At 66.6% G+C, this 24,842-nt stretch carries 13 protein-coding genes and 1 pseudogene; 3 read left to right on the plus strand and 11 right to left on the minus strand.

Going from position 1 to position 24,842, the window contains the following annotated elements:
• Positions 1-56: 56 nt before the first annotated feature.
• Both ASE50_RS05945 and ASE50_RS05950 read left to right on the plus strand, forming a co-directional pair.
• Positions 57-2,552, plus strand: coding sequence for a glycosyltransferase (locus tag ASE50_RS05945; RefSeq protein ID WP_156347327.1), 2,496 nt, complete (start codon positions 57-59; stop codon positions 2,550-2,552).
• Positions 2,549-3,844 (plus strand): glycosyltransferase family 4 protein, encoded by a 1,296-nt coding sequence (locus ASE50_RS05950; RefSeq protein ID WP_162236165.1) that lies wholly within the window; start codon positions 2,549-2,551, stop codon positions 3,842-3,844. The genes ASE50_RS05945 and ASE50_RS05950 overlap by 4 nt, the downstream gene beginning before the upstream one ends.
• A gap of 108 nt (positions 3,845-3,952) precedes the next feature.
• Here the strand turns inward: ASE50_RS05950 and ASE50_RS05955 are convergent, their stop codons facing one another.
• From ASE50_RS05955 to ASE50_RS05970, 4 genes are all read right to left on the minus strand, one after another.
• The gene (locus ASE50_RS05955; protein ID WP_156347328.1) at positions 3,953-5,257 is read right to left on the minus strand and encodes a hypothetical protein; all 1,305 of its coding nucleotides are present in this window, start codon (positions 5,255-5,257) and stop codon (positions 3,953-3,955) included.
• Positions 5,254-6,414, minus strand: coding sequence for a glycosyltransferase family 2 protein (locus tag ASE50_RS05960; protein WP_056397068.1), 1,161 nt, complete (start codon positions 6,412-6,414; stop codon positions 5,254-5,256). Before ASE50_RS05960 ends, ASE50_RS05955 begins: the two co-directional genes overlap by 4 nt.
• Positions 6,415-6,629: 215 nt before the next feature.
• Positions 6,630-7,277 carry a hypothetical protein gene (locus ASE50_RS05965; RefSeq protein ID WP_056397071.1) on the minus strand — a complete coding sequence of 216 codons (648 nt, stop codon included), beginning with the start codon at positions 7,275-7,277 and terminating at the stop codon, positions 6,630-6,632.
• A 1-nt stretch (position 7,278) separates the two neighbouring features.
• Positions 7,279-8,172, minus strand: a complete 894-nt coding sequence (locus ASE50_RS05970; RefSeq protein WP_156347329.1) for a hypothetical protein — start codon at positions 8,170-8,172, stop codon at positions 7,279-7,281.
• A 77-nt stretch (positions 8,173-8,249) separates the two neighbouring features.
• Here ASE50_RS05970 and ASE50_RS05975 point away from each other — a divergent pair, with 77 nt between their 5' ends.
• The gene (locus tag ASE50_RS05975; protein WP_056397079.1) at positions 8,250-9,182 is read left to right on the plus strand and encodes a hypothetical protein; all 933 of its coding nucleotides are present in this window, start codon (positions 8,250-8,252) and stop codon (positions 9,180-9,182) included.
• 26 nt (positions 9,183-9,208) lie between these two features.
• Here ASE50_RS05975 and ASE50_RS05980 read toward each other — a convergent pair whose 3' ends face one another.
• The 7 genes and pseudogenes from ASE50_RS05980 to ASE50_RS06010 all read right to left on the minus strand — a co-directional run.
• Positions 9,209-12,862, minus strand: a complete 3,654-nt coding sequence (locus tag ASE50_RS05980) for a glycoside hydrolase family 99-like domain-containing protein (RefSeq protein ID WP_056397082.1) — start codon at positions 12,860-12,862, stop codon at positions 9,209-9,211.
• Positions 12,859-14,355, minus strand: a complete 1,497-nt coding sequence (locus tag ASE50_RS05985) for a hypothetical protein (protein WP_056397085.1) — start codon at positions 14,353-14,355, stop codon at positions 12,859-12,861. The genes ASE50_RS05980 and ASE50_RS05985 overlap by 4 nt, the downstream gene beginning before the upstream one ends.
• Before the next feature lie 39 nt (positions 14,356-14,394).
• Positions 14,395-15,936, minus strand: a complete 1,542-nt coding sequence (locus ASE50_RS05990; protein WP_056397088.1) for a TolC family protein — start codon at positions 15,934-15,936, stop codon at positions 14,395-14,397.
• A gap of 59 nt (positions 15,937-15,995) precedes the next feature.
• Positions 15,996-17,354: an HlyD family type I secretion periplasmic adaptor subunit gene (locus tag ASE50_RS05995; RefSeq protein ID WP_056397091.1), complete on the minus strand. Its 1,359-nt coding sequence runs from the start codon at positions 17,352-17,354 to the stop codon at positions 15,996-15,998.
• A gap of 14 nt (positions 17,355-17,368) precedes the next feature.
• Positions 17,369-19,147 carry a type I secretion system permease/ATPase gene (locus ASE50_RS06000; protein ID WP_056397094.1) on the minus strand — a complete coding sequence of 593 codons (1,779 nt, stop codon included), beginning with the start codon at positions 19,145-19,147 and terminating at the stop codon, positions 17,369-17,371.
• A 218-nt stretch (positions 19,148-19,365) separates the two neighbouring features.
• Positions 19,366-24,150, minus strand: a complete 4,785-nt coding sequence (locus ASE50_RS06005; protein ID WP_235512214.1) for a cadherin-like domain-containing protein — start codon at positions 24,148-24,150, stop codon at positions 19,366-19,368.
• Positions 24,151-24,599: 449 nt separating this feature from the next.
• Positions 24,600-24,803 (minus strand): annotated as a pseudogene (locus ASE50_RS06010) (IS1182 family transposase); the annotation flags it as partial.
• Between the last annotated feature and the right edge of the window lie 39 nt (positions 24,804-24,842).

Here is a 24,842-nt window from a genome sequence, read left to right on the forward strand (position 1 = left end):
ACCATCACCGTTTACCGCTTCTGCCATCGCATCGCCGCCGGAGGGGCAAGATACACGTGGCACGTAGCAAGCCGACGAGGCTCAGCACGATCCGGTCGGACCATACGCCGTCGGCCGCCGTGCCGGCCTTTCTACCCACAACCGCGCGCTGCGCCGGACGGGTGGAATCGATCGAGACGGGCGAGGGTTTCATCGTCGTCACCGGATGGGCGACCGATGCCGCAGGGCAGCCGGTCGATACCGGCCTGACGGTCGAGATTGATGCCGAACGCTACCCCGTCGCCGGCCTGTTCCCGCGCAGCGACCTGAAAGCCGAAGGCGTATCGGGCGAGGCCTGTGCCTTCTGTGTCGATGTTGCGCATATCGGCACGCTGCCGCGCGTGCGGTTGCTGGCGGGCGAACAGGAATTGTGGTCGAGTACCCGACACGCCGCGAATGCCCGCACCTTTCGCCCCATGGCATCGTTCGATCAGGTCGGCTGCGAGACGGTGTCGGGCTGGGTATATGATCCGGCGCTGTGGCATGGCAGCCGTGCCGCACAGACGCTGAAGCTGCGCGTCGGCGATCGGTTGTTGCCGGTCACCGTCGACGGGTGCCGTACCGACCTGCCCTTTTCCGCCGCGCGCGAGGGACGCTTCCTCGGCTTTCGGGTGGCACTGGATGCCGCAGCGACGGCCGATTACCGCATCGGCAGCGACATACCGGTGACCCTGGTCGCGCGGGGTGATGCCTTGGCCGACGCGATGCTGCACGTGACCGCGCCTCCCGCCCCCCGCCCCCCGGTCCAGCCCGTCGGCGTGCCGGACGGTTTCATCGATTTCCATGGCTGGTCCGCCGGATTATACGGTTGGCTGTTCGGTGGCTGGATCCGCAACGACGCATCGGGCGGCACGACGCTGACGCGGGCGCTGCTCGACTGCGCAGGCGAGACGGATCGGGAAGTGCTGCTGCTCACCTATCCGCGCGCCGACGTGGCTGCGATCGGGCAGGGCATCCTCGCCTTCGTACCCGGCGGGGCGGGCGAAGCGGTCGCGGCGGGCGACCGCATCCCGCTGCGGATCGGGGACGAACGGCGACTGGCGCTCAAGATATCCGACACCGCACAACGGCTGAACGACCTCGAAGCGGTGCGCATGGTGCGTGCGATCGTGCGCGACCTGCCGCATGCCGCTGACAACGCGCTCGTCGAGGCGGTATCGCGCCCGGTGTACGAAGGCGTCGACACGCTGGCCCCGTTGAACCGTCCGATCTTCCTCGAAGTCGACGAGATCGTCCGTGGGGGTACCGACGGGGTGATGCTGATCGGTTGGCGGGTCGATCCGACGCAATCGATCGCGACGATCCGCGTCCGTTCGGGCGTGCTCGCCTCCCAGCCCCTTGGCGAGCGCTGGCTGACGGTCGATCGTCCCGACATTCGCGACACGCTGGGCCGCCGGTTCGATATCGACCATGCCGGCTTCGGTTTCCAGGCCTATGCGGCGATCCCCGGTTACGATCCGGCGCAACTCTATCTCGAAATCACGCTGAGCGATGGTGCGGTGGCGTTCAAGCCGCTGCCGGTCGCGGCGCGGGCCGGTCGCGGCGGCATCGTCCGCCTGCTGTCGGGCATGACGGTCGCCGCCGACAATGTCCGCCATATGTGCGGCAAGGTCCTCGGCCCGCCCGTCGTTGGGATGAACCGCGAGCGCATCGCCGCCAGCGGTACGCCCGTGGTGATGGCGCTCGGCACCCTGTCGCCACGACCGCGCTGTTCGGTGGTCGTCCCGCTCTATGGCCGGCTCGATTTCATGATGTACCAGATGGCGTTACTGTCGGAGGCCGGACTGGAGGAGGACGAGCTGGTCTATGTCCTCGACCAGCCCGAGCGGAAGACCGAGTTCCTGAACCTCGCCCGCTCCTGCCATCGCCGCTTCGCCCTGCCCGCGCGCCTGGTGCTGCCGCCGGAAAATCTGGGGTTCGCGGGTGCCAGCAATGCCGGCATGACCGCCGGCGTCGGCGACTATGTCTGCTTCCTCAATTCGGACGTGGTGCCGATCACCGGCGATTGGCTCGACCGGTTGGTAGCGGCGATGGAGGCCGATCCGGGCATCGGCATCCTCGGCGCGCAATTGCTGTTCGAGGACGGCACGCTGCAACATGGCGGCATGGCGGTGCAGCGACTGGCGAGCTTCGGCAACATGCCCTTCCCCTGTCATCCCGGCAAGGGACGGCTGCCGGCCACCGGCGACACCGTGCGCGACGTGCCGCTGGTGACCGGCGCGCTGATGCTGATGCGGCGGACGCTGGCCGAGGAACTGGGCGGGTTCGACACCGATTATGTGGTCGGCGATTTCGAGGATGCGGATCTGTGCATGAAGGTACGCGCCCGGGGCCTGCGCTGCGCGGTGCATGACGGGGTCCGTCTCTATCACCTCGAACGGCAGAGCCAAGGCAGCGCCGCGCAGGCATGGCGGCAGAATCTGACGCTGGTCAACGCCTGCACCTTTGCCGAACGCTGGGATGGCGCGCTGGCCGATATTCCGGTCGAAGACGAACTGATGGTGCTGGCATGAGCCGTTCCGCAAGATCCGCCGCCGTGGCGGTCGCAACCCCGCCGGCGGTAGCCGCGTCGGAAACGCGCGTGCTGGTGATGTCGCACATGGACCCGCGCGTGTCGAAGGGCGGGGCGGAGATCGCCGCGTTCCAGCTGCACGAGGAACTGTGCCGCCGTCCGGGACATCGATCCTTCTTCCTGTCGTGCGCGCCGGGCAAGATCGAGCGGCGCGACGGCGTGGTGTTCGGCCAGCCCTTCGGTGCCGACAATTTCGTCTATACGATGCGCGGGTTCGACCATTTCCTCCATTCAAACCCGGATGGCGAGACGGTGGCCGAACTGACCGCGCTGCTGCACGAAATCCGGCCCGACGTGGTGCATCTGCACCATTACACCAATTTCGGGCTTGAGATGCTGCTGACCGTCCGCCGGGCGCTGCCCGAGGCGCGGATCGTCGTGACGCTCCACGAATATCTCGCCATCTGCAACCATTTCGGCCAGATGGTGAAACGCGGCAGCTTCGCGCTGTGCCAGAAATCCGGCCCGCGCGAATGCCATGGCTGTTTCCCGGAGATCAGCCCGCAGGACTTTTTCCTGCGCGAGTTGTTCATCAAGCGCTTCTTCCGCCTCGTCGACCAGTTCGTCGCGCCCAGCGCCTTTCTGGCCGAGCGCTACATCGCATGGGGCATTCCGCGCGACCGGATCAGCGTCGTCGAAAACGGCATTCCCGATCCCGGGCGGCGCGGGCAACTTCCATATCCGACGCTCGATCGCGGCATCACCTTCGGTTTCTTCGGGCAGATTTCGCGGCTGAAGGGATTCAACGTCCTGCTCGACGCCGCCGCCCAGCTCGATAGCGACGACGACGCCGATATCCGGATCGAGGTGCATGGCGATTATTCGTCGCAGCCCGACGATTTCCAGCGCGAGGTGCGCGAACGCCTGCTCACCGCGCCGCGCAACCTGCGCTATATGGGGCCGTACGACAATGGCCGCGTCGACACGCTGATGCAGTCGGTCCATGCGGTGGTGGTGCCGTCGATCTGGTGGGAAAATTCCCCGCTGGTGATTCAGGAAGCGCTGGCCAATCGCCGGCCCGTCCTGTGTTCCGACATCGGCGGCATGGCCGAAAAGGTCCGCGACGGCATGGACGGTTTTCACTTCCAAAGCGGCAGCGGTGCCAGCCTTGCCGCGCTGCTACGCCGGTTGGCGGCGGACCGGGGGCTGCTTGCGGGGATGCAAGCGACGCTGAGGGACGCACCAAAGATCAGCGACACCGTCGACCGGGTGGCCGCATTATACATAGGGTAGGACGGTTTCCGATCGGGTCGGAAACCGTTCCACCAACCCTAGGAAAGCTTCGTGTTCAAAGAGGGGCGCAAGTCCTGGCGATCGTCGGGCCCACTGCTCCGGCGTGTCCTATCGACCCGGCACCGTGCCGATGAAACGCTCGACGGTCTGACAGATCACCACATCGGGCTTAATCTTCTCGACCAGGCCGAAATCGATGGAAGACGACCAGATAAAGATGGTCTCGCGGAAGATGCGCGCCATCCACCATGAAAGAGTGAGCGGCCCCCCGCCCCGTTCGAAAATCGAGTTTCCGAAAATCACGATTTTCTCGTTCAGCAGACTGTCTGCATTGGTCCAGTGCCGAATGCTGCCGGTGTGACCCTCCTCTGGGCTATGCTCGCTGATCAGGGAAACATCGCGCCGCGCAAACTCCCATGATTCGAGGACCGGGTATTCAAGCGTTTCCACGATTTCGCCGACCGCGAACTTATTCCCAAGGTCGCCGGGCGAAAGCTGCGGTTTGAGCACCGGCCGCCCGATCGAATCCACTCCAGGTTTCACCCAGCGCAGGATCGCGTCGGCCAACGTTTCGACACCGAAGAAATTGAGGTGTGTATCGACCTTGCGGAATGGGGATAGACCCTTCTCCCGATACAGGTCGTCAAACAACCGATAGACATCGAGATACATCGATTTCCACGCATGCGTTTTATTTATCAGCTGCAGGATCGGTGTCGGGCCGGATATATTTTCGGGATGCAGTCGCCCAAGGACGGACTGCTTCTCCGGGACGATGCACTGGAGATATTTGCAGCCCATGGACTGCAACGTTTCCGCCCGGCGATCGATCAGCTCGCTCCACGCCATACCAAGATCGGAACAATCGTTCGTTTGGTACAGACGACCCAGATTGTTCGACCCGCCGCTTAGAAACAGATAGGCGTCTCTTCCGATCACAGTTGAATGGTCGAACGCCAGCGTTCCCACTTCGACAGGAAGCGCGACCACTTCGCGATCGACCGTATGTGAGACCTTGCGGACCGGGTCGAGTAGCGCGCCTATCAGCTTGGCACGCTGGTTCGCGTCGAAATCAGCGGATCGATTGTTGATGACCACGGAGACGACCTGCGCGACCAGCTTATCCCAGACAGACAGGCTCTGCGTATCAAGGACTCCGGTCGCGACGACTTTGGCGTTTCCAAAGGCTGCGGACAGGGCATCGGCCTCTTCCATGAAGAAGATACGAAACCCGAAATCGATCGTCTCATGTACATCACCACGAACGTGGCGGACGATTTCGACAGCCTCGATGCCCTGCACTTGCAAATCGTCGACCGGAAATCTTTCTCCGTCACGCGTTTCGAACGCCCAGCCAGAAATGGAGTAGCGTCCGCTGGAGTATGTGAAACCGTCGACGGCCCCCCTGATCATCGATTCGCTCCCTGCGATACTTTTGAAGTGCAAGCTGCCAGAAGCTCGGCAAAATCGACCTTACCGAGATTTGCGTTCAGTAGTGGCAGAAGCTCCCTGCTGGCACCCGCCAACAGGTTCGTTTGCTCGATAGCCTGGGCTGCAGGCGGCCGAAACCCGTTCAGGAACGCAGTGACGTACGTTTTCGCGTCGGAGGATAGCGTCACGGTGTCATGCCTGTACTGTTCCAGAAAATCCCCGATCTCACCCCGATCGGTCATCTGATCGGGCAGGACGCCCTTCGTCCGCAAATGCTTGATCGCCCGCTTTTCAACGATCCGTATATCCAGATTACGAGCGTGGAGGATGAATATTCTGCCGAATGACGATTCGGTCATTATATCAGCTACCTTCGGTACATGGAGATTATGGCCCAAGTGGGACAGACCCCGAACAACAGATGTTGCGATCACAGACTTTCCGGCAACAGTTCCCTGCTTGATATCTTTTGGACCGACAGCCAGTTCCGCTTTGATGGACCAATCCAGTACCCCATCTACTTCCGGGATGATGGTCTGCACGTTCAACCATGTGCCTGCAAAAGCAGATTCGTCCGAACGCTCCAGCAAAGGAATTACTGCGCTCGGCGATAATTTTCCTTCGTGAGAAGCGAATAGGAATTCATCCGCATCGAGAATAGTCATATAGCGAGCATTTGCGCAGATCAGATTGTATAGATCGACATTCGCTTGGGGGTTATGGATCGTATTATAATGGTTCGGATACGACAGAACGATCATTTTTCGAGCATATCGTTCGATCTTCGCCAGATATTCCGGTTCCTGCGATCCGCAATCCAGAATGACGATATTCTCATATCCTACGATGGCGGCGTGATGATTGACCCACTTGTCGATGAGTTCGGGCTCGTCCTTTACTTTTAAGATGATCTTGAGTGTGGTATTGCTGGCAGCGTTGTACGTCAGGCCAATGCGACGTCCGACCGCAACCCAGTCACGATACGCTTCGCTCGCATTCTGAAATGATATTTCGCGCGCGCGCGCGTACACTTCGGCATCGAAGCTGGCCGAAACATGCTCGATATCATATCCCAGCAAGCCGAACTGCCGTTGTTCGGGCCGCTCCAGCAGATAATAATAGGTGTCCGATCCAGACATATCAGGCTCGCCTGTCTATGATTTGATGGTGCCATTGGAGCAATGAAATGATGTTCCTGTCGAGGTCGATCGAATGGCGTTCACAAAGGTATCGGACCACGTCATCGTCGGCATCGGCGATCACTGCTCGCGTTGTTGAAACCACATCGTTCATAACCAAAGGCGACCCTGATCCAAGCTATTGTCACTGAACACGCGCAACACGACTCCGAAGGCTACCCGAACAGCCCTTTCAACCGCGCATCTCCCACCCGTCCGTCGAACCCTGCCGCCGCCCGCGCCGCATACAGCGCCCGGTCCTCCCTCGACACGCCACCGGCTTCCTTGTCCCAGTCGACCTCGACCAGCATCGCCTGCGGATCTTGGCGCAGCGCGCCGGCCGCCATCGCCAGCACGGTCAGTTCGGTATCGGCATAATGACTGCGATAGCCGGGGTGGAACAGGTCGCCGGCATAGTTGTCCCGCGCCCAATCGGCGCGGACCATCCCGAACGCCGCCAGCGCGCCCGCCCATTTGCCGTCGTGAAATGCCAGCAGCCCGCCCTGCCCAACCTCCAGCGCGCTTAGCCCATGCCTTAGCCATCCGCGCCCGGCGAACGCATCCTGCGCGACATAGGCGACGTACGGCGCATCCGTGCGGCGAAAGGCCGCGTTGGCGACCGCGATGAAGCCGCGCCGCCGATCGTCGGCGATACACGCCACGCTGACCGGCGTACCCGCGCGGCGGGCCAGCTGCACCGCCGACCGCTTCGCCGCCGCCACGTCGATATACGGCATCACCACCAGCGGCCGGTCGTCTCGACCGATCCGCGCCGGCAACGCCTCGGCACTGGCGAACACGACCTCGGCCGCAGGAACGGGCATGTCAGGCAAAACGGATCTCGCCCGGCGTCACCTGCCGCAGATAGCGTTGCGCCCATTGCCGGCCGTGCTGCTGCTGGAGATAGAGGCTGCGATAATTGACCCAGCATGCCGCCAGCCATGACGACCGGTCGCGACAGGCATGGTCCTTCATCTCGCGCAGCAGCTTCTGGTGGACGTTCAATTCGTCCTCGGGGATCGGCAGCGGCAGCTTGAACCCGGATAGGTGCGCGCCGACGGTGCGCAGGAACAGCGGGAACAGCCGTTCGACGATGAACGGCATATAGGTGCAGCCCTTGTGCACCATGCGGTCGTCGGCGGCGGTGCTGTGCAACGCGGCCTTGTCCGCCGCCGACAGATTGGCGTCGGCACGCCGGATCGCGCCGCGCACGAACGGCAGATAGGCCGACCAGAAGGCCGGCGTGCCCACGAAATAATTGGCGGTGGAATACTGGCTGGACGGATCGATCGTGTCGACCGCCTCCCCCGGTAGCCCGGCCGCGACCAGAAAGGCACGCGACAGCTCCACGAACCGGGGATGCGCGGTTTCGCCCTGCACCCACAGATTATGGTAGATACCCTCATGCTGCGGATGCGGGTTGCAGAAATAGACGTCGTGACCCGGATGGGTGGCGATCAGGTCGAACAGCTCCGACCCGTCCAGCCCGGTCTTTTCGGTAAAGCGCCACGACAGGGCACCCCATAAAGCCGCCCCCTGCACATGCGGCGAGATCGACAGCCGTTCAAACAGGTCGAATTCGAGATATTCGGTCGCCGGCCCGCGATTGTCGAGTGGGATGAAGCGCGGGTCGCACACGCTGCGATGCCAATCCTCATAATGGATCTGAAAGATGCGCGGCGGCTCCCCCTGCATCCCCTGATCGCGAACCTCCGGCATCGTTAACCACCTCGTGACCTCCGGACGGTAGGGTGCGGCGATATGCAGACCACCTGCCCGGTCGAGGGACGTTAACCATGGAACTGATTGACAAACCGTCACCAACGCCGACGATCGGCTATCTGGGCGCGGTCGACGACGACCGGCAGGGACGGCTGAGCGGTTGGGCGATCACGCGACAGGGCGATCCATGCGTGGTCACGGCCACCGTCAACGGCCGCAGCTTCACCGCCGCATCCGACTTGCCGCGCCCCGATCTCGCCGCCAAGGGCCAGTCGCGCGGCGCCGGCGGATGGCGGATCGAGTTGGCCGACGCGCTGGAGCCGGGTGAAAATCGTATCGATATCACCCTGCCCGACGGCACGCCCCTGTCGGGCAGCCCGCGCATGGTGGCATGGACGCCGGCCCCCGCCGCTGCGCCTGCGCCGCGCCATCTGGGCGCGATCGACAGCGCCAACGCCCGGCTGTTGTCGGGCTGGGCACTGACCGCCACCGGCGACGCGTGCGAAGTGACGATCACGGTCGGCGATGGCGATCCGGTGACCATATTGTCGGAAGGAACGCGCGCCGACTTGGCGGCCAAGGGCATGTCGCGCGGTGCCGGGGGCTGGCACCTGTTCCTCGAAGACCGGCTGATGCCGGGTGCGAACCGGGTGACGATCGCCCTGCCCGACGGTTCGGCAATGCCCGGCAGCCCACTGACCATCGAGGGGCAAGCCATTACCCCGGTGGCTAACCCAGCCCCCGCGCCGGTGACCGCCCCGCCGACCCCATCGGCGAGCGCGGTCGTGACCGAACTTCCGCCACGTCAGCGCCCGGCAATGCCGTCGCTGGCCGAACTGGACGAATTGTCGCTTGACGAGATCGCGCTGGCGGTCGCCAGCGGCCGGGTACGGGTCGACGCACCATCGCCCCCCGAACCGGTCGCGCCGCCGGTGGTTGCGCAACCCGCGCCCGAGGCCGCGCCATCGCCCCGGCGGAGCTGGGTGGCGCGGCTGCTGGGGCGGTAGCAAGCGGATCGGCCGATTAACCCCGCTTACTGCACGATCGACGCCAGATAGGCCGCCCGTTCCGTCGCCCGGTCGGGATCGGGGTCAAGCGCATGGACGCGGGCGATCTCCGTCTGGTGGCGTCCGGCATCGCTGCGTTCGGCGAAGGACGCGGCGTGCTGGCGGTGGCGGCACAGCGGTTCGGGCACGAACACCGCGCCATATCCCGCCGCCGCCGCGCGCAGGTACAGCAGCCAGTCGAACGCGAAGTCCAGCGTTTCCAGCGCCGTACGCTCACGCTCCAGCAGCTCGACAAGGACCGCGCGCCGCCAGACCACCGAACTGACTGACAGCACCGGATTGCGTATCCGCATCCCCGACGCGCGCAGCACCGCCGCATCGATCGCGCCGTCCTGAACGGCCGTACCGATCACCGATGCCGGATAGCCCGAATGGTCGGCGATCACCTGATCGTCGCCATCGATCCATTCGACCGCGGTAAAGGCATAGGCGGCGTCGGGCGCATCCTGCAACGCGGCGACGCAGCGGTCGAGCATGTCGGGCGCGATCCAGTCGTCGCCTTCGGCCAGATGGAGGAATTCGGCATCGCTGCCGGCGACGATCTGTCGCCAACTGGTCGGCAGATGGCCACCATTGGCCGGATCGGCGCGGAAGCCGAAGCCGAGTCGCGCGGCTTCGTGGCGCGCGGCGGCGGCGCTGCCGTCGGTAGAGGCGATGTCGTGATAGGTGACACGCACGGGCGGCAGCGTCTGCTGCGCGATGCTGGCGCAGCGCGAGGCGACGAAGCGGCCATGGTTGTGGCCGATGATCGCGACCTCCACGGCCGGGGGAGCGAGTACTAGTCCCAACAGGGCGCGGACATAGCCCGGCCAGTCGAACCGTTCCGCCGCCCACGCCGCACGCGCCTCCGACCGGCCCAGCACCAGCCCGGCCTGCACCGCCGCTGCCAGCGATGCGACGTCCTCGCCATCGGTCAGCACGCCCAGATCGGCATCCCCGGCGATCAGGTCGCTGATCCCGCCGGCATCGGCCAGCGCCACCACCGGCAGGCCGCACGACCAAGCCTCGATCGCTGCGGAGGGCAGCGGGTCCTCGCGCGACGACAGCAGGAACAGGTCGGCCGCCGCCATCAACGTCTCGATCTCGGGACGGTCGGGCAGGTGCAGCAGCCATCCCGCCGCGACCAGCGGCTCGACCCGGTCGGCCAGTGCCTGCGCCGTGGCGGGGTCCCAGTCGCCCTGCCACACGAACAGCATAGCATCATCCGCGGCGCAAGCGGCTTCGGCGGCGGCGACGAACAGGTCGATCCCCTTGCGCCGATCACCATAGCCCAGCGCGACGACGACCGCACGGTCGTCGTCCGGCCCCAGTAGTGCGCGGCGTGCGGCATCGCGATCGACGCGCGCGACCCGGCGATACTTGCCCTGCGGCAACAGGGTGATCGCATCGGCGGGCACGCCCGCATCCCCGATCACCCGCGCGACCGATCGGGTGGAGGCGACGAAGCCGCGTACCGCTCCCGCCGCCGCGCGCAGATCGGGCGCGAAGCCCAGCGTGTCGGCCATGGCGGGCAGTTCGTGGATCAGCGACAGGACCTTGAGCCCCGCATCGGCCAGCGGCACGAGGGCCGGAGCCGACGCACCGCTATTGACGATCGCCGCGCCGAACCCGTCGCGCACCAGTTCCGCCGCGACCCGATCGACCGGGCGGTGCGCGTTGCAAACGATGGTCGGCGCGACCGCCTGATAGTCGGACAGCAGCCCGTCATAGCCGGCATCGCCGCGCAGCAGGACGAAGCGGACGCTCGCCCCCAGATCGGCGGTCAGCGTACGGCCGAGATGCAGCAACAGCCGCTGCGCCCCGGCGGGAAAGGCATCATGCCCGACCAGCACGATCTTCAGCCCGCCGGCGTCCTCCTGCGGGTGCATCACCGCCTGTACGGTGTTGAGATAGGCATAGCCGAAATGGCGATCGGGTTCGAGATAGGCACCCTCGCCCCATTCGTTCCATGCGTTGATGCAGACGATCGGATCGTCGCTGTCCGCCTCCGCCGCCGCGACCAGCGGTTCGAGCCACTGGCGGAACAGAGCGGGCGTCGATCCGTGGATGACCGAGGACGCACCCTGTCGACGGCTGTCATTGTCCCATGACGGAAAACAGGCACGCACCAGCGGATAGGGGGTCGGTTCGGCCAGATCGGCCAGCGCCGCCGCGACGAAGCGGTCGTAATCCCACACCTTCAGCGCCGGATTGCTGCCGAACGGGCGCTGCGGCATCGCCAGCGGCAGTTCGCGGCTATGCTTGTGCGGCGGAAACTCCATCGCCCCGTCGAGGTCGTAAACGCGCGGGTCGAGATCCTCGAAGGTCTGCGCCATCCAGATCACCGGATCTTCGCCGAGCGACCGGCAGGCGTCACGGAACCGCGCGATCCAGCCCATCGGATCGGGCAGATGCCCGACGCGGTAGATCACGAACAGCGGCCGCCCCCCGATCCGGCGATAGCGCGGATCGGCGGCATAGCGCACCAGATCGGCGGCGACTTCGCCTGGCAGCGTATCCGGGTAACGCTGTTCGAGCAGGATCTCCGCCTCCGACCCGTCCCAGCGGCGCGACCAGGTCTCGTTCGCCCAGATCAGGAAGAAACCGGCATCGAGCGACGGATCGGCAACGAAGCGATCGAGCGGTCGCTCGAGCAGTCGCTGGTCGCCGAAATGATAGTAATAAAAGGCGAACCCGGCGAGCCCGGCCTGCCGCGCCAGCGCCACCTGCCGCGGCATGATGCGCGGGTCCTCCAGATCGTAGAACCCCAGCGCCGAGGGGACACGCGGCTGATAATGGCCCGAAAAGCGCGGCGTGCCGCGCACGACATTGTGCCATTCGGTGAACCCCTCCCCCCACCACGCATCGTTTTCGGCGACGCGGTGATATTGGGTCAGGTAGAAGGCATAGACGTCGCACGCCCGCCGCGTGTCCGCGACCGGGGGCGCGGCGTGATGTTCGTAGAGCGGCGAGGGCCGGTGATTGGCGCGCACCTCCTCCTGCATCCGCTCGGCCGCCGAGGTGCGGTCGGTGCCGGAATCGTCGCCGCCGCCGCCCAGCAGCCGCCAGCGTGCCATCAGCGCGCGAAACGCCTCCGCATTGCTGCCCGACAGATGATAGCGTTCGCGCAGCGCGAACCAGTTGAAATCGGGCGAGGGCAGCCGCCCTTCATCGGCACCGACATGGACCCAGTGCCAATAGGGATCGATCCCGGCCGCGACCACATCCGGATTCTGTTCGCCATACCATGCCGCCGCGAAAAAACGGTTGGGATCGACCGGACGCCCGGCCTCGACCGCGCGCACATAGCCGACCAGCGCGGGTTCGTCGCGGCGACCGGCCCGCGCCCGGACGAAAGCGGGGTCAAGGCCGATCATTGGCTGATAGCCATCGCCGTCGCCGACCGTCAGGTAATGCGCCAGCAGGCAATGCCCATCGGGCACGCGGCGCAGCTGCCCGCGATACCAGAGGGGATCGAAATAAGGCGACGGCGCGCGGTTCTCCGCCTCGCCCCGCACGATGTACTGCGCCAGCAAATCCTCTTCGCCGGCCAGATCGGGATTGTTCCGGGCGTAGAAGGCGGCGTCGAAGGTGCGCGTGGCGCGGATCAGGCGGTGGAACTTGCGTTGAAGCGGGGTCATCCGGATGCGCCGAGCGAGAGGGACGAGGCGGGTTGCGCGATCAGCGCCGCGATCTGACGCGCGAGCGTCGGATTGCGGCCCCGGGTGCGCGCATGGGACAGCACATGGCGCTGCGCGAACAACGGCCCGCCCGATGGCGGCCCGATCACGCGCACGCCCAGATGATAGGCCTCCACGGCGGTCAGTCCGGCGGCATAGGGGGCAGTGTTGACGATCGCCCGGTGCCGCGCGACCGCCGCCAGATAGGCGTCATGGCCATCGGGCGTGACGACCGCCGCGATCGATACCCCGATCGGCTCCAGAACGCGGCGCACCCGCTCCAGCGTGGCACCATAAGCATAGCGGCGGTCGATCAGCGTCACCTCCCGCACATCTTCGGGCCAGAGCGCGCGCAGCGCGTCGGTCACCTTCACCGGATTGCCGACCAGCGCGACGCCCTGTTTGGGCAGGTCGCGCAGCCGCGCGATCGCGGCGGGCGGGGTATAGTCGCAATAGCCGCGATCGATCTCGACCAGCGGTTCGGCATAGAGCGCGCGCGACGTCGCGGGCGATTGCCATTTGTCGCCGATCCACCCGTCGAACGCATCCAGCCCGGTGGTGGCCGACTGGCCGCCGATCCAGGTGAAGGCCCGCGCCGCCGGCCGCGCCGACAGCGCCGACAGCGCGCCGACGTCGCTCCACCCGCTTAAGTCGAACACCACGTCCAGCTCGGCGGCGACCAGACGGTCGGTCAGCGCCTCGGGCGGCAGATGGGCGACGTCGTGCCATTCGCCGGCAAGGGCACGGAATTGCGCGGTCGCGGCATCGTCGCGCGTCCCCCGTTGAAAGATCACTAGATCATGCGTCGCGGCCAGCGCGGCCCAGGTCGAAAAGGTCAGGAAATAGACCGGTGAGGCGGACAGCAACGGCGAGATCAGCCCGACCCGCCGCCGCCCGCTGCGCAACACCCGGACGGGAGCCGCCGGGCGTTGCAGATGGGTGCGCGCGAAGGTCCGCAGTCCTTCGCTCAACGCCACCGGCGCGAGTGCGCCGGTATAGAGCGCCGCCATCAACCGCGTCAGTTCGGCATCGCTCGCCCAGTCGGGGTCCTGCGCGACCCGACCGGCCAGCGCCGCCGCCTGCGCGGCATCGCCGAAGACGTTGAGGTGCAGGTCGGCCAGCCCCATCAGCGCCGGGGCGCTCGCCGGATCGTGCGCCAGCACCGCCTGCCACTGCCGTTCGGCCTCGACCGGTTGTCCGCCGTCGCGCGCGACGCGGGCGAGCAGGGCCCGCGCCTGCCACAAGGCGGGCTGGATCGCGACCGCGCGCGCGGCGGCCTCGGTCGCCCTGCGTCGTTCGCCTGCGGCATACCGCGCCAGCGCGAGATTCTGCCAGATCGCGGCTTGGGCCGGACGCGCCTCGGCGGCGCGTGCGAACAGCGCCGCCGCCGCCGGCCAGTCGCCCGCATCGCGGCGTGCCTGCGCATCGGTCAGCAACGTGTCGATCGGGTCCATCGCCCCCGTCCTGCCCGCGACCGCGACCGCCGGCAATGGTCAGTTCCCCAGCAGAAAGGCTTGGGTCGTCGCCATCGCATCCTCGGGGGCGACGCCGGCCAGCAGCTGGAGGTTCAGATAATTGATCGAGAGCGTCGTCGCCGCCTGAACATAGGCGTTCTTCACCTCGAACACCGTCTGGATCGCGTTGACGACATCGACATTGGTGCGCACGCCGCCTTCATAGCTGCGGCTGTTCGCTTCGACCGACAGTTCGGCGGCCTGGATCGCCTTGGCATTGATCGTCAGCGCCTGCCGCCCGCCATCGACCAGCGCGTGGAGCCGTTCGAGTTCGGTGCGGGCGCGTTCCTCGACCTGCCGCCGTTCCTCGTAGGAGCGACGGACCGTCGCATTGGCCGCCCCCACCTGAAAGATCGATGCGGCGTTGAGCGGTGCCGACAGCGACAGGCCGACATAGCTGTCGGCCAGTCCGTTGCGCCGGGTATAGGTCGCGCTGGCGCCCAGCACCGGAAAGATCGATCCGCGCACCCGGCGCGCTTCGAGCTGGTTGATCCGTTCGGTCTGGCGCGCCGCCTCGATCTGCGGATTGGCGGATTCCTGCGTGCCGAGATAGGCATCGACCGGGTTGAGCACGACCGGACCAAAGCGTTCGGGCAGGCGGAACGCGCCGGGCGGCACCGGTTGTCCGGTGATCGAACGCAACCGCGTCGACGCCGCGATCAGATCGCTTTTCAACAGGATGCGGTTGGCCAGCGCCTGTTCGTAGCGCACCTCGATGTCGCGGGCATCGGTGACGGTGCCCTGACCCGCCTTGTACAGCCGGCTCGCCCGCTGCGACTGGGAGCTGAACGCGGCGATGCGCGCATCGTTGAGCGCGATCGCCTCGGTCGCCTTGATGATGTCGGCGACGGCGGTCATCGTGCGCGTCGCCAGATCCTGTGCGCGCACCTCCAGCGTGGCGTCGGCATAGGCGCGGCGCGGGCGGCGCTGCTTCAGCGTGGCGAGGCCCGACATGCTGACGATCGGCTGCGTCACCGTCGCGACGTGCCGCGCGCCGCCTTCGGTCGGGATGTTGTTATAGGTGTAGCTGGCCTGCGGGAGATAGGCGGTGATGGTCTGGCCCGCCGTTTCGCGGTTCACGTCGCGCTCGGCGATCGCCGCCTGAAAGGTTGGATCGTTCTCGCGGCCGAGCGTGTAGGCGGAGACGAGGTCGATCTCGCCGGGCACCCGCACCCGCCGTTCGCCGGGGGCCGGCGGCCCCTGTACCTGCGGATCGACCGGTCCGACCGCCTCCGGCGTGTTGCCGAGCGGTGCCTGCGGCCCCGATACCGGACGCTGCGGCACGGCGGGCACGTCAGGCGAAAACGACGTGGCGGGGGGCAGCGGAAAGCTGGTGACGCGCCCGCCCAGTGCCGGTTGCGGCAGCGCAGGGCTGGAGGGGACCCGATCGATCGTCACCGGCGGCGGCACGGTGCCGCCCGACGTCGCGGTGCTGCCCTGTCCGGCGGCGCTGCTCATCGGCACCGGCGGCACGCTGACCCCGCCGGTCTGGGCACGGGGGGCGGCTCCGGCCGGATTCATGGTTAATGCGAGGGCCGCTGCGAGGGCGGTCGCCGGCAGGCGATGCGATGACATGGAAATCAGTCCTTGAAAGCGCGCGCGAACTTGTCGGCCAGCGGCTTGAGCAGCCACGACATGAAGGTGCGCTCGCCACGCTTGGCGATCACGTCGGCGGGCATGCCGGGGCGCAGCTGGTTGTCGCCCAGCTCCTTCAGCGCGTCCGGCCCGATCTCGACCTGGGCGAGATAGTAATCCTCGTTCTCGCGCACTTCCTCGCCGGGCTTGGCCTTCAGCTTGTCGATGCCGACCGACTTCACCGTACCGTGGACGACGGGGGTGATGGTGGCGTTGAACGAGGTGAAGCGGACATCGGCGGGCATGCCGACATGGACCTTGTCGATCGAGGCGGGCGGCACCTTGGTCTCGACGATCAGCGCGCCGTCCGACGGCACGACTTCCATCAGTACCTCGCCGCCGTTGATGACGCCGCCTTCGGTAAAGACCTTCAGGTTGACGATCGTGCCGGCGACGGGCGCGCGGATCTCGCTCAGCGACTGGTTGAAGCGCGCCGCCGACAGCTTGGTGGCCAGTGCCTCGCGGTTCTTCTGGAACTCGGTCAGCTCCTTGGCGACCTCGCTCTGGAACTGCGACTGGGTCTCGGCCATCTGCGCGCGGATCTTGCCGACATCGGCCTGCGCGGTCTGCAGCGCCGCTTCCTGATCGACCTTGTTGCGCAGGGTGGTGTTATACTGCGCCTTGGGCACGAAACCGTCCTTGGCCAGCGTCTCGACGCTGTGCAGCTCTTCCGACAGCGTGCCCAGCTGCACCCGGTGCGATGCGACCGCGCCCGACAGGCCGGCGATCTGCGCGCTCAGGCCGCGTGCCTGTTCGGCATATTGCTGGCGGCGGGTGGTGAAGAAGCGCTGTTGCAGCATCTTGGCCTCGGCGACCTCGTTCGGGCTCTCGCGCTCCAGCGCCGCCAGTTCGGGGTCCCAGACGATGCCGCGGCCCAGCAGCTCGGCCTTGGCGCGGCTGACGCTGACCAGCGTGTTGATATATTCCTGGCGCAGGTTGGTGAGCGTCGCCTCCGTCTCCAGCGGGTTGATGCGCAACAGCACCTGCCCCTGGCGCACCTTGTCGCCTTCGCTGACCAGCACCTTCTGCACGACGCCGCCGGTCGGATGCTGCACCGCCTTGCGATAGCCCGCGACCGTCACCGTCCCGACCATGTTCGACCCGGCATCGATCGGCGCGGTGATCGACCAGACGAAGAACGCGCCGACTGCCGTCACGATCAGCCATGTTCCCCGGCGGCGGACGGTCGATTCCTCGACCGCGACCGGCTCCAGCCCGCGCTCGGCGAGCCGCGAGGGGTCATAGGGATTCCAGCTCCGCTTCAACCGGGCGGCAAAGCCCCCCGCGTCGGTTACCGTTGCCATGTCGTCCGTTTCCTTCAGGCGGCCTGCGGCGTGATCGGGGCGACCACGACGGGCTTGGGGGCGGGCTTCGGGTCTTCCGCGCCGGTGCGCACGGTGCGCACCGCCGCGATCATCTCGGCCGCCGGGCCGAAGCCGACCTGCCGGCCCTGGCGCAGCACCAGCAAGTTATCGACCACGCTCATCAGGCGCGGGCGATGGGTAGTGATCGCGAAGCTGGTGCCGCGCGCCTTCATGACGGTGATCGCCTTGAGCAGCGCGGTCTCCCCCACTTCGTCGAGGTTCGCGTTCGGTTCGTCCATCACGACATACGCCGGGTCGCCATAAAAGGCGCGGGCGATGGCGAGGCGCTGGCGCTGCCCGCCCGACAGCTGGAACCCGGTCTTGCCCAGAAACGTGTCATAGCCGTCGGGAAAGGCGAGGATGGTGTCGTGCATGTCGACCAGGCGGGCGGCGGCGATGACCTTTTCGCTGTCGACCTCGCCCAGACGCGCGATATTCTCGGCGACGGTGCCTTCGGGGAACCGGATTTCCTGCGGCACGAAGCCGATATGCGGCCCCACCTCGTCATGGTTCCATTCGTTCAGCTCGACGCCGTCGAGCCGGACCGATCCGGCGGCGGGCTTCCACACGCCGACCAGCAGCCGGGTGAGCGAGGTCTTGCCCGATCCCGACGGACCGATGATCGCCACCGCCTCGCCCGGGCGGATCGTGAAGCTGACGTCGGTGACGACCGGGCGGGTCGCGCCCGGCGGGGCGGCGGCGGCGCCGATCACGTCGAGCCGGCCGGTGGGCGCGGGCAGCGCCATGCGTCCGACGCTCCGGGCTTCCTCGGTCAGGAGGATGTTCAGCCGGTCATAGGCGGCGCGGGTCTGGACGATCTGCGGCCAGTTGCCCATCAGCCGCTGGAGCGGGGAGACCGCGCGCGAGATCAGCATCGACGCGGCGATCACCATGCCGCCGGTGATCTCGCCATTGATCGCCAGCCATGCGCCGAGCGCGATCTGGAGCGAGGGCAGCGCCTTGTTCAGGAATTTGGACAGGCCGCCGGCGATGCCGCTTGCCTCCGATGCGTTGACGGACATCTGCAAGAACTGCCGATGCTTTTCATGCCACCGCCGACGCACCGCCGGCAGCATGCCCAGCGCCAGCGTCGCATCGGCCTGCGCCAGGCCATCGGCGGCGACCGCCTGCGATTCCGTATTCTCGTCGTTCGCGGCCTTCAGGATCGGCGAGGAAATCTTCTGGGTGAACCATGCCGACACCAGCATCAGCACCACCGCGACCGCGATGAACGCCGCCAGCCATGGGTGAAACAGCGCACCGACGATGATGAACACGATCGCGAACGGCGCGCTCATCAGCGCGAGGATAGGTTCGCCGGTCATGAACTGGCGGAACGACACGACGTCGCCCATCAGCTGCTGGACATTCACGTTCCGCCGCCCGACCGAGCGACGGAACGAGGCGTCGAACACGTCCGCCGCCAGATCCCAGTCGGTGCGCAGCGAAATGCGGATCAGCAGCCGGGTACGCATCCATTCGAGCGCCGACCAGAACAGATAGACGCCGACGATCAACAGCGTGAGCGAGACGAGCGTGACGCCGCTGCGCGTGCTGATGACGCGGTCATAGGCGCTCATCATGTACAGCATCGGCGCGACCGCGAGGCATTCGGTGATCGCGGTGAAGAAGAAGACGAGGTAGAAGGAATGGCGGCATGCCTTGAGCAGTCGTGCCACCGGCTTGTCCGCTGCGCGGAGCGGTCCGCTGCTGCCCTGTCCGTCCGTGGCCATTCACCTGCGCCCTGCCCGTTGTTCGGGTCGGCTATGCGGCGCGAATGGTTAAGATGGGGTTAGGCGATCGTTGTAGGAACGGCCCGGCCCCCATGAGAGGCCGGACCGTCACGGAACCCGGATCATTGCCCGCCGCCCTCCTTCCCCGACAGGGAAAGAGGGGGAGCGGGCCGGTACCGCCTTGAAACTCGCTCTTCCGCGAGTTTCGAAACGGCCTCTTACCGGTCGTGATGCAGCTGGCGGTACAGTTCGTCATCCTGCCCGATCAGCTTCACCTCGATCCCGACATCGCCGAACGCCGGCGGGGTCATGTCGTCGGCATCGGTCAGCACGTCGATTTCGGTGATGCCGATCGCCTTGAGTTGCTCCACGCCACCTTCGACCTGCGCCAGCGCATGGGCCGCGTCGGCGTCCATCACCAGCGCGACCTTGTCGCTGCCCTGGAAGATCGGATCGGGTCCGTTCTGCCCATCGCCCAGCGAGCGAAGCAAGGCGCGGATCTCGGCCATTCCGCTATCCCCGTCCAGCCCGTCGAGGCCGAGGTCGACATAGACCGGCCCATTCTGGCCATCGTCGAGGCGGACCTCGTCGACACCCATGTCACCAATGTCCTTCAGGGTCGCGAGCAGCTTGTCCGACGAACCGGTGCCGTCGATGACCAGCGTATCGGCGGTATAGGCACGTAGCAGGCCCGATTCCGCCAGCGCATGATGTGCGCCGTCGGTGATGCGGTACACCCCGCCGGTGCCGTCGTCATCGGCCCCTTCGAAGCCGCTGCGCATCTCCTGGATCAGTTCGGCTTCGGCGCGAGCCTCTGCCGGATCGAGGAAACGCTGTGCCACCGGATCGAAGGGTTCATAGGCGAAGTCGATGCCGAACAGGTCGGTGATCTGGTCCAGCACCGCCAGCTGATCGGGATCGAGCAGGGCGATATCCTGATTGGTGACGATATGGTCGATTCCCGCATCGGCCAGCCCCTGTGCCAGTTCGACGATCGCGCCCAGCTGGCTCGCATCGACCCGCAGCGTGACGTCGAGCAGGTCATCGGATTGCGCCACGTCGAACTGCGGCAGGTCGTCGGCGCTGATCCCGGTCAGGTCGCCGGCATCGATCACCAGCTTTCCGCCGATGGTCCCCGCCACCACATCGACCTTCAGGTCGTGCAGCCCGCGCAGCGTCGTCGACATCTGCGTGCCCTCCGCCGCGACGGTGATGGCGTCGCCGTCCGCGAAGTGCAGGCCCGCCGCCACCAGATTGGCCGCCTGATCGTCGGAAATGACCGCCTGATCCTCGATCACGTCGAGCGTGTCGACATTGATCTGGCCAAGCAGCGCCGCCTCGCCAGGGGCGGTGACCGCCGCCAGTTCGGTCGCGCCCAGATGCACGACCACGTCGGCGGCAGGGGTGAAGTCCATGCCGTTGACCGACACGCCCCAGGCCTGCTGGAGCGACAGCCCCAGCGTGCCCGACCCGGCGACGCCGATATGGTCGATACCCGCATCGGCCAGCGCCGGTGCCAGCTGGAACATGTCGAAGTCGCGACCCAGCATCCCGGCATCGACGGTCAGCGTTACGTCGAGCGCGGCGTCGCCCTGGTCGATGACGAACGACGGCAGATCGCCGGTCGTGATGCCGTCGAGCGAACCGCCCGCCTCCAGCGACAGGACGGTGACGCCCGCGCCAACCGCGACCGCATCGACATGCAGCCCCTGAAGCCCCTTCAGCGTGGTCGACATGTGCGTGCCCTCGACCGCCAGCGTCACATCGTCGCTCTCGACGAAGTCGACGCCCGCCCCGATCAGCCCGGCGGCCTGCGCCTCGGTGATGGTGGCGGCACCGGCGACGTCGAGATGATCGACATGGAGCTGTGCCAGCAGCGCCGGATCGCTGGCGATCCCCGCGAGCTGTGCCGCATCCACGTCGAGCGTGATGTCGGCGGTGGTCGCGAAGTCGAGCCCTGCGCCCGCCAGCGCCTGCGCCTGACCCAGGTCGAGTGCCAGCGCGCCGTTGCCCGCCACGCCCAGATGATCGATGCCGCTGTCGCGCAGTCCGGCGGCCAGCTGGGTCAGGTCGACCCCGACACCCAGCGTGCCCGGATCGACGTTCAGCGTCACGTCGAGCGCGGCATCCGATTGCGCCACGTCGAACTGCGGCAGGCTGCCGACGCTGAGCGAGTCCAGCGATCCGCCTGCCTCCAGCGACAGCGCGGTGATGCCCGCACCGACCGCGATCGCATCGATATGCAGCGTCTGCAGCGACTTCAGCGTGGTGTTGAGGTGGGTCCCCTCGACCTGCAGCGTCACATCGCCCGCTTCGGCGAAATCGATGCCGGCGGTGACCAGCGTGTTCGCCTGCGCATCGTCGATGGTCGCGGTGTCGACGACGATCGTCTCCACGCCCGCCGCGGCCAGATCGGCGGCGCGGGTGATCGCGAAGTCGAGCTGCTCGGCCGATACCGTGAGCAGCGGTACGTCGAGGCTGGCGGTGGCGGTGCCGATCGCGGTTGCGCCGGCGCTGTCCGCCACGGTGTAGCTGAAGCTCTGGCTACCGAAGAAATCGTCCGCCGGGGTGAAGGTCAGCGTGCCGTTTTCACCCAACGTCACCGTGCCGTTCGTCACGTCGACCGACTGGCCGATCGCGATCGCGCGGCCTTCGACCGCAACGACGCTGAGCGGGCCACCGTTCGGATCGCTGTCATTGGCCAGCACGCCGATCTGCACCGACATGTTCAGGCCGAACTTGGCCGTATCCGCCAGCGTCACCGGCGGCAGGTTGGCATCGGGCTGGTTGAGATCGCGGACGGTGTCGACCAGCGCGCCGGGCGAGGTCGCACTCGCCACCGCCTGGTTGATCGCTGCCGCCTTCTGCGCCGTGGCGGTCGCCACGCCCGCATCGCCACCGGCCGCGATCAACACGTTCGCCAGCTGCGTCGGATTGCCGAGATCGACCGCGCCGGTCTTCGTCATCTGGGCGATCTGGGCGCTGACCGCGGTGGCGCTGACGCCCGCCGCCTGCGCCTGGATCATCACCGTCGCGATCTGGGTCGCGACCTTCTGGATCGCGAAACCGATCGCCGGATCGGCGGTGGGCGCGAGGAAGTCGAAACTGCCGAGATCGATGCCTTCGGGCAGGCCGAAGGCGCGGGCGACCTGTGCCTGCGCGGCCGCCACGTCGACGCCGGTCTGGGTCAGTTCGGCGACCAGCGTGGTCAGCGGCGTCACCGCCGTCGACCCCGCCGGGGCCTTCAGCGCAATGGTGTTGGGCAGGCCGGTGTCGGTGTTGACGCCGCCCAGTGCGATCATCGTGCCGACCGGTTCGCCGACCAACGTGAAGCGGCCCTGCGCATCGGTAATGGTGACCACTTCGCCATCGTCATACGCGCCGTTGCCGTTCGCGTCGAAGAAGATGCGCGCGCCGGCCACATAGCCGTCGATGACCACGCCCTGCGTGACCTGCGCCACGGTCAGGTTCAGCGTGTCGGTGTCGGTCGCCTGACCGTCGCTGGTGACCATGGTCAGCGTTTCCGCGCCGACATAGCCCGAAGCGCTGGTATAGCCGATCGTAGCGAGCGTCGCGTTGACCTGTGCCAGCGTGCCGGTCAGCACCAGCGCGCCGGTACCGGCACCGCTGATCGTGGCGCCGCCGTCGACGGTGCCGGCGACCAGCACACCGTGCGCGACGCTCAGCGTGGTGGTGAAGCTGGCGTTGCCGCCATCGACATCGGCAATCGACAGGCCGTTGATCGCGACGGCGCTGCCCTGCGCCACCGGTGCGACGCTGGCGGGCAGCGCGTTGACCGGGGCGTCGTTCACCGGGGTGACGGTGCCGTTGACCGTTGCAGTGGCCGTGCCGCCCTTCCCGTCCGATACGGTATAGGTGAAGGTCGGGCTGCCGTTGAAATTAGCGGTCGGGGTGAAGACCAGATCGCCGCCGGCATTCAGGCTGACGACGCCGCCGGTGACCGTGACCGGCGCGGTCGCGGTGATCGCGGTGCCGTTGATCTGCGTGACGCTCAGCGTATCGCTATCAACGTCGCGGTCATTGGCGCGCACCGCGACGGTGACGGCGGTGTCCTCGGTGGTGGTGAAGCTGTCGTTGGTCGCGACCGGCGCGTCGTTGACCGCCGTGACGGTGCCGGTGACGGTCGCCGTCGCCGTGCCGCCCTGTCCGTCGGACACGGTGTAGGTGAAGCTCGGGCTGCCATTGAAATTGGCGGCGGGCGTGAAGGTCAACCGGCCATCGGCATTCAGGCTGACGACGCCGCCGGTGATCGTGACCGGAGCGGTCGTGGTGATCGCGGTGCCGTTGATCTGCGTGACGCTCAGCGTGCCGCCATCGCGGTCGCTGTCGTTGGTCCGCACGTCGAGGGTGACGGCGGTGTCCTCGGCCGTGGTGAAGCTGTCGGCGCTCGCGCTCGGCACGACGTTGGCCGCGGGACCGTCCTTGTCGCCGCCGCCACCGCCGGCCAGCGCGACACCGCCGCCGACCACCGCCAGCCCGGCCAGCAGCCACAGCGGCGAAAACCCGCCGTCGAGTGCCGAGTCATGATGCGTATCGGCGCTGGCGCGCTCGGCATGGGCGACATCGCCATGCGCGTCGCCGGATGCGGCGATCTTCGCCTCGCCCTTGGCCGCGACCTTGATCTTTTCGCGGAACGCCGTTTCGAGGCGACGGATCGCCGCCGAGGCATCAACGTCCAGAAGCTGGATGAAATCGCTGTCGAGACCGAGCGAGGCCAGTGCCTTGGCATCGAGCAGTTGCTTGAGTTCGTCGATCGACAGGGTGCGGATCGCTTCCGGATCGATCGCGGCGATCGCCTCGGGCAGCGCGTCGGTAGGCACGGGACCGGCATCGCCGGCACCGGTATCGGCCGGGAGCGTCTCGGCATGCGCAGACTGGGTTTCGATCATAACGGCAACGAGCAGGCCGACCGCCAGCTCGACCATGTTACCCTTGAGCTTCAAAAATCGCCGACGCGGCAACCGGATAGCCGAAGACTTCACTTGATATTCCCCCTCTACGCCCGCTCCGGCCGGTCGCGGCGCATCGCGGGTCGCCCGAAAGGGACGGCCAGGGCCGGTTCGACTGGATCGGTGCGCGTGCGACGATCGCGATACGAATGTCCGGAACTGGACCCCCGCTGCGACCATGGCCGCCCCGATGCCTGCTCCGGACGGGGCCGTTTTCGCGAAGAAAGATTAAGGTCGGGTCAAAAAATGCGGCGGTGCGCAAAGAAAATGCGGCAGGGTCGATAGCCACTCAATAAGAGGCGACGCTACCGGTAACCGCGGTCACAGTGCTGACCTCATCGCAACCAGAGGGGTTGGCCCGCGAACGATGCTTCGTACTATCGCCACGCCCTTTTATTTCTAACGTTTCATCAATTACAGGACGATTCATTCAGACAACAGCCTGTTAGGCGGCGTGGACAAATTTGAGCCAGTATCTGGCTGTGGCCGACCAAGAGCATCCTTAGCATCAGCTCGGGGTCAACCGAGAGCCGCCCGATCCCGCTGTAGCTCGCTGCCAGCGCCTCGCGAACAAAGCCGAAGTCGAGCAGGCCATCGATACGTCGGAGCAGGTGGTCACCCGCCACATGGCCGTCCAAGCGAAAGCCGTAGAACAGCGAGCCTTGCGCCACCTGCCGACCCATCATCGTCCGCGCTCCCATGCAGTCCGACATCATAGAATCACG

The organism is Sphingomonas sp. Leaf5 (genome assembly GCF_001421155.1).
Classification (GTDB): Bacteria; Pseudomonadota; Alphaproteobacteria; order Sphingomonadales; family Sphingomonadaceae; genus Sphingomonas.

Bases quoted from the DNA above. Each gene is read 5' to 3' on its own strand.
- ASE50_RS05985 (WP_056397085.1), bottom strand. From the start codon at position 14,355: ATGGACCCGATCGACACGTTGCTGACCGATGCGCAGGCACGCCGCGAT.
- ASE50_RS05975 (WP_056397079.1), top strand. From the start codon at position 8,250: ATGGAACTGATTGACAAACCGTCACCAACGCCGACGATCGGCTATCTG.
- ASE50_RS05990 (WP_056397088.1), bottom strand. From the start codon at position 15,936: ATGAATCCGGCCGGAGCCGCCCCCCGTGCCCAGACCGGCGGGGTCAGC.
- ASE50_RS06000 (WP_056397094.1), bottom strand. From the start codon at position 19,147: ATGGCCACGGACGGACAGGGCAGCAGCGGACCGCTCCGCGCAGCGGAC.
- ASE50_RS05970 (WP_156347329.1), bottom strand. From the start codon at position 8,172: ATGCCGGAGGTTCGCGATCAGGGGATGCAGGGGGAGCCGCCGCGCATC.
- ASE50_RS05955 (WP_156347328.1), bottom strand. From the start codon at position 5,257: ATGATCAGGGGGGCCGTCGACGGTTTCACATACTCCAGCGGACGCTAC.
- ASE50_RS05950 (WP_162236165.1), top strand. From the start codon at position 2,549: ATGAGCCGTTCCGCAAGATCCGCCGCCGTGGCGGTCGCAACCCCGCCG.
- ASE50_RS05960 (WP_056397068.1), bottom strand. From the start codon at position 6,414: ATGTCTGGATCGGACACCTATTATTATCTGCTGGAGCGGCCCGAACAA.
- ASE50_RS05965 (WP_056397071.1), bottom strand. From the start codon at position 7,277: ATGCCCGTTCCTGCGGCCGAGGTCGTGTTCGCCAGTGCCGAGGCGTTG.
- ASE50_RS05995 (WP_056397091.1), bottom strand. From the start codon at position 17,354: ATGGCAACGGTAACCGACGCGGGGGGCTTTGCCGCCCGGTTGAAGCGG.
- ASE50_RS05980 (WP_056397082.1), bottom strand. From the start codon at position 12,862: ATGACCCCGCTTCAACGCAAGTTCCACCGCCTGATCCGCGCCACGCGC.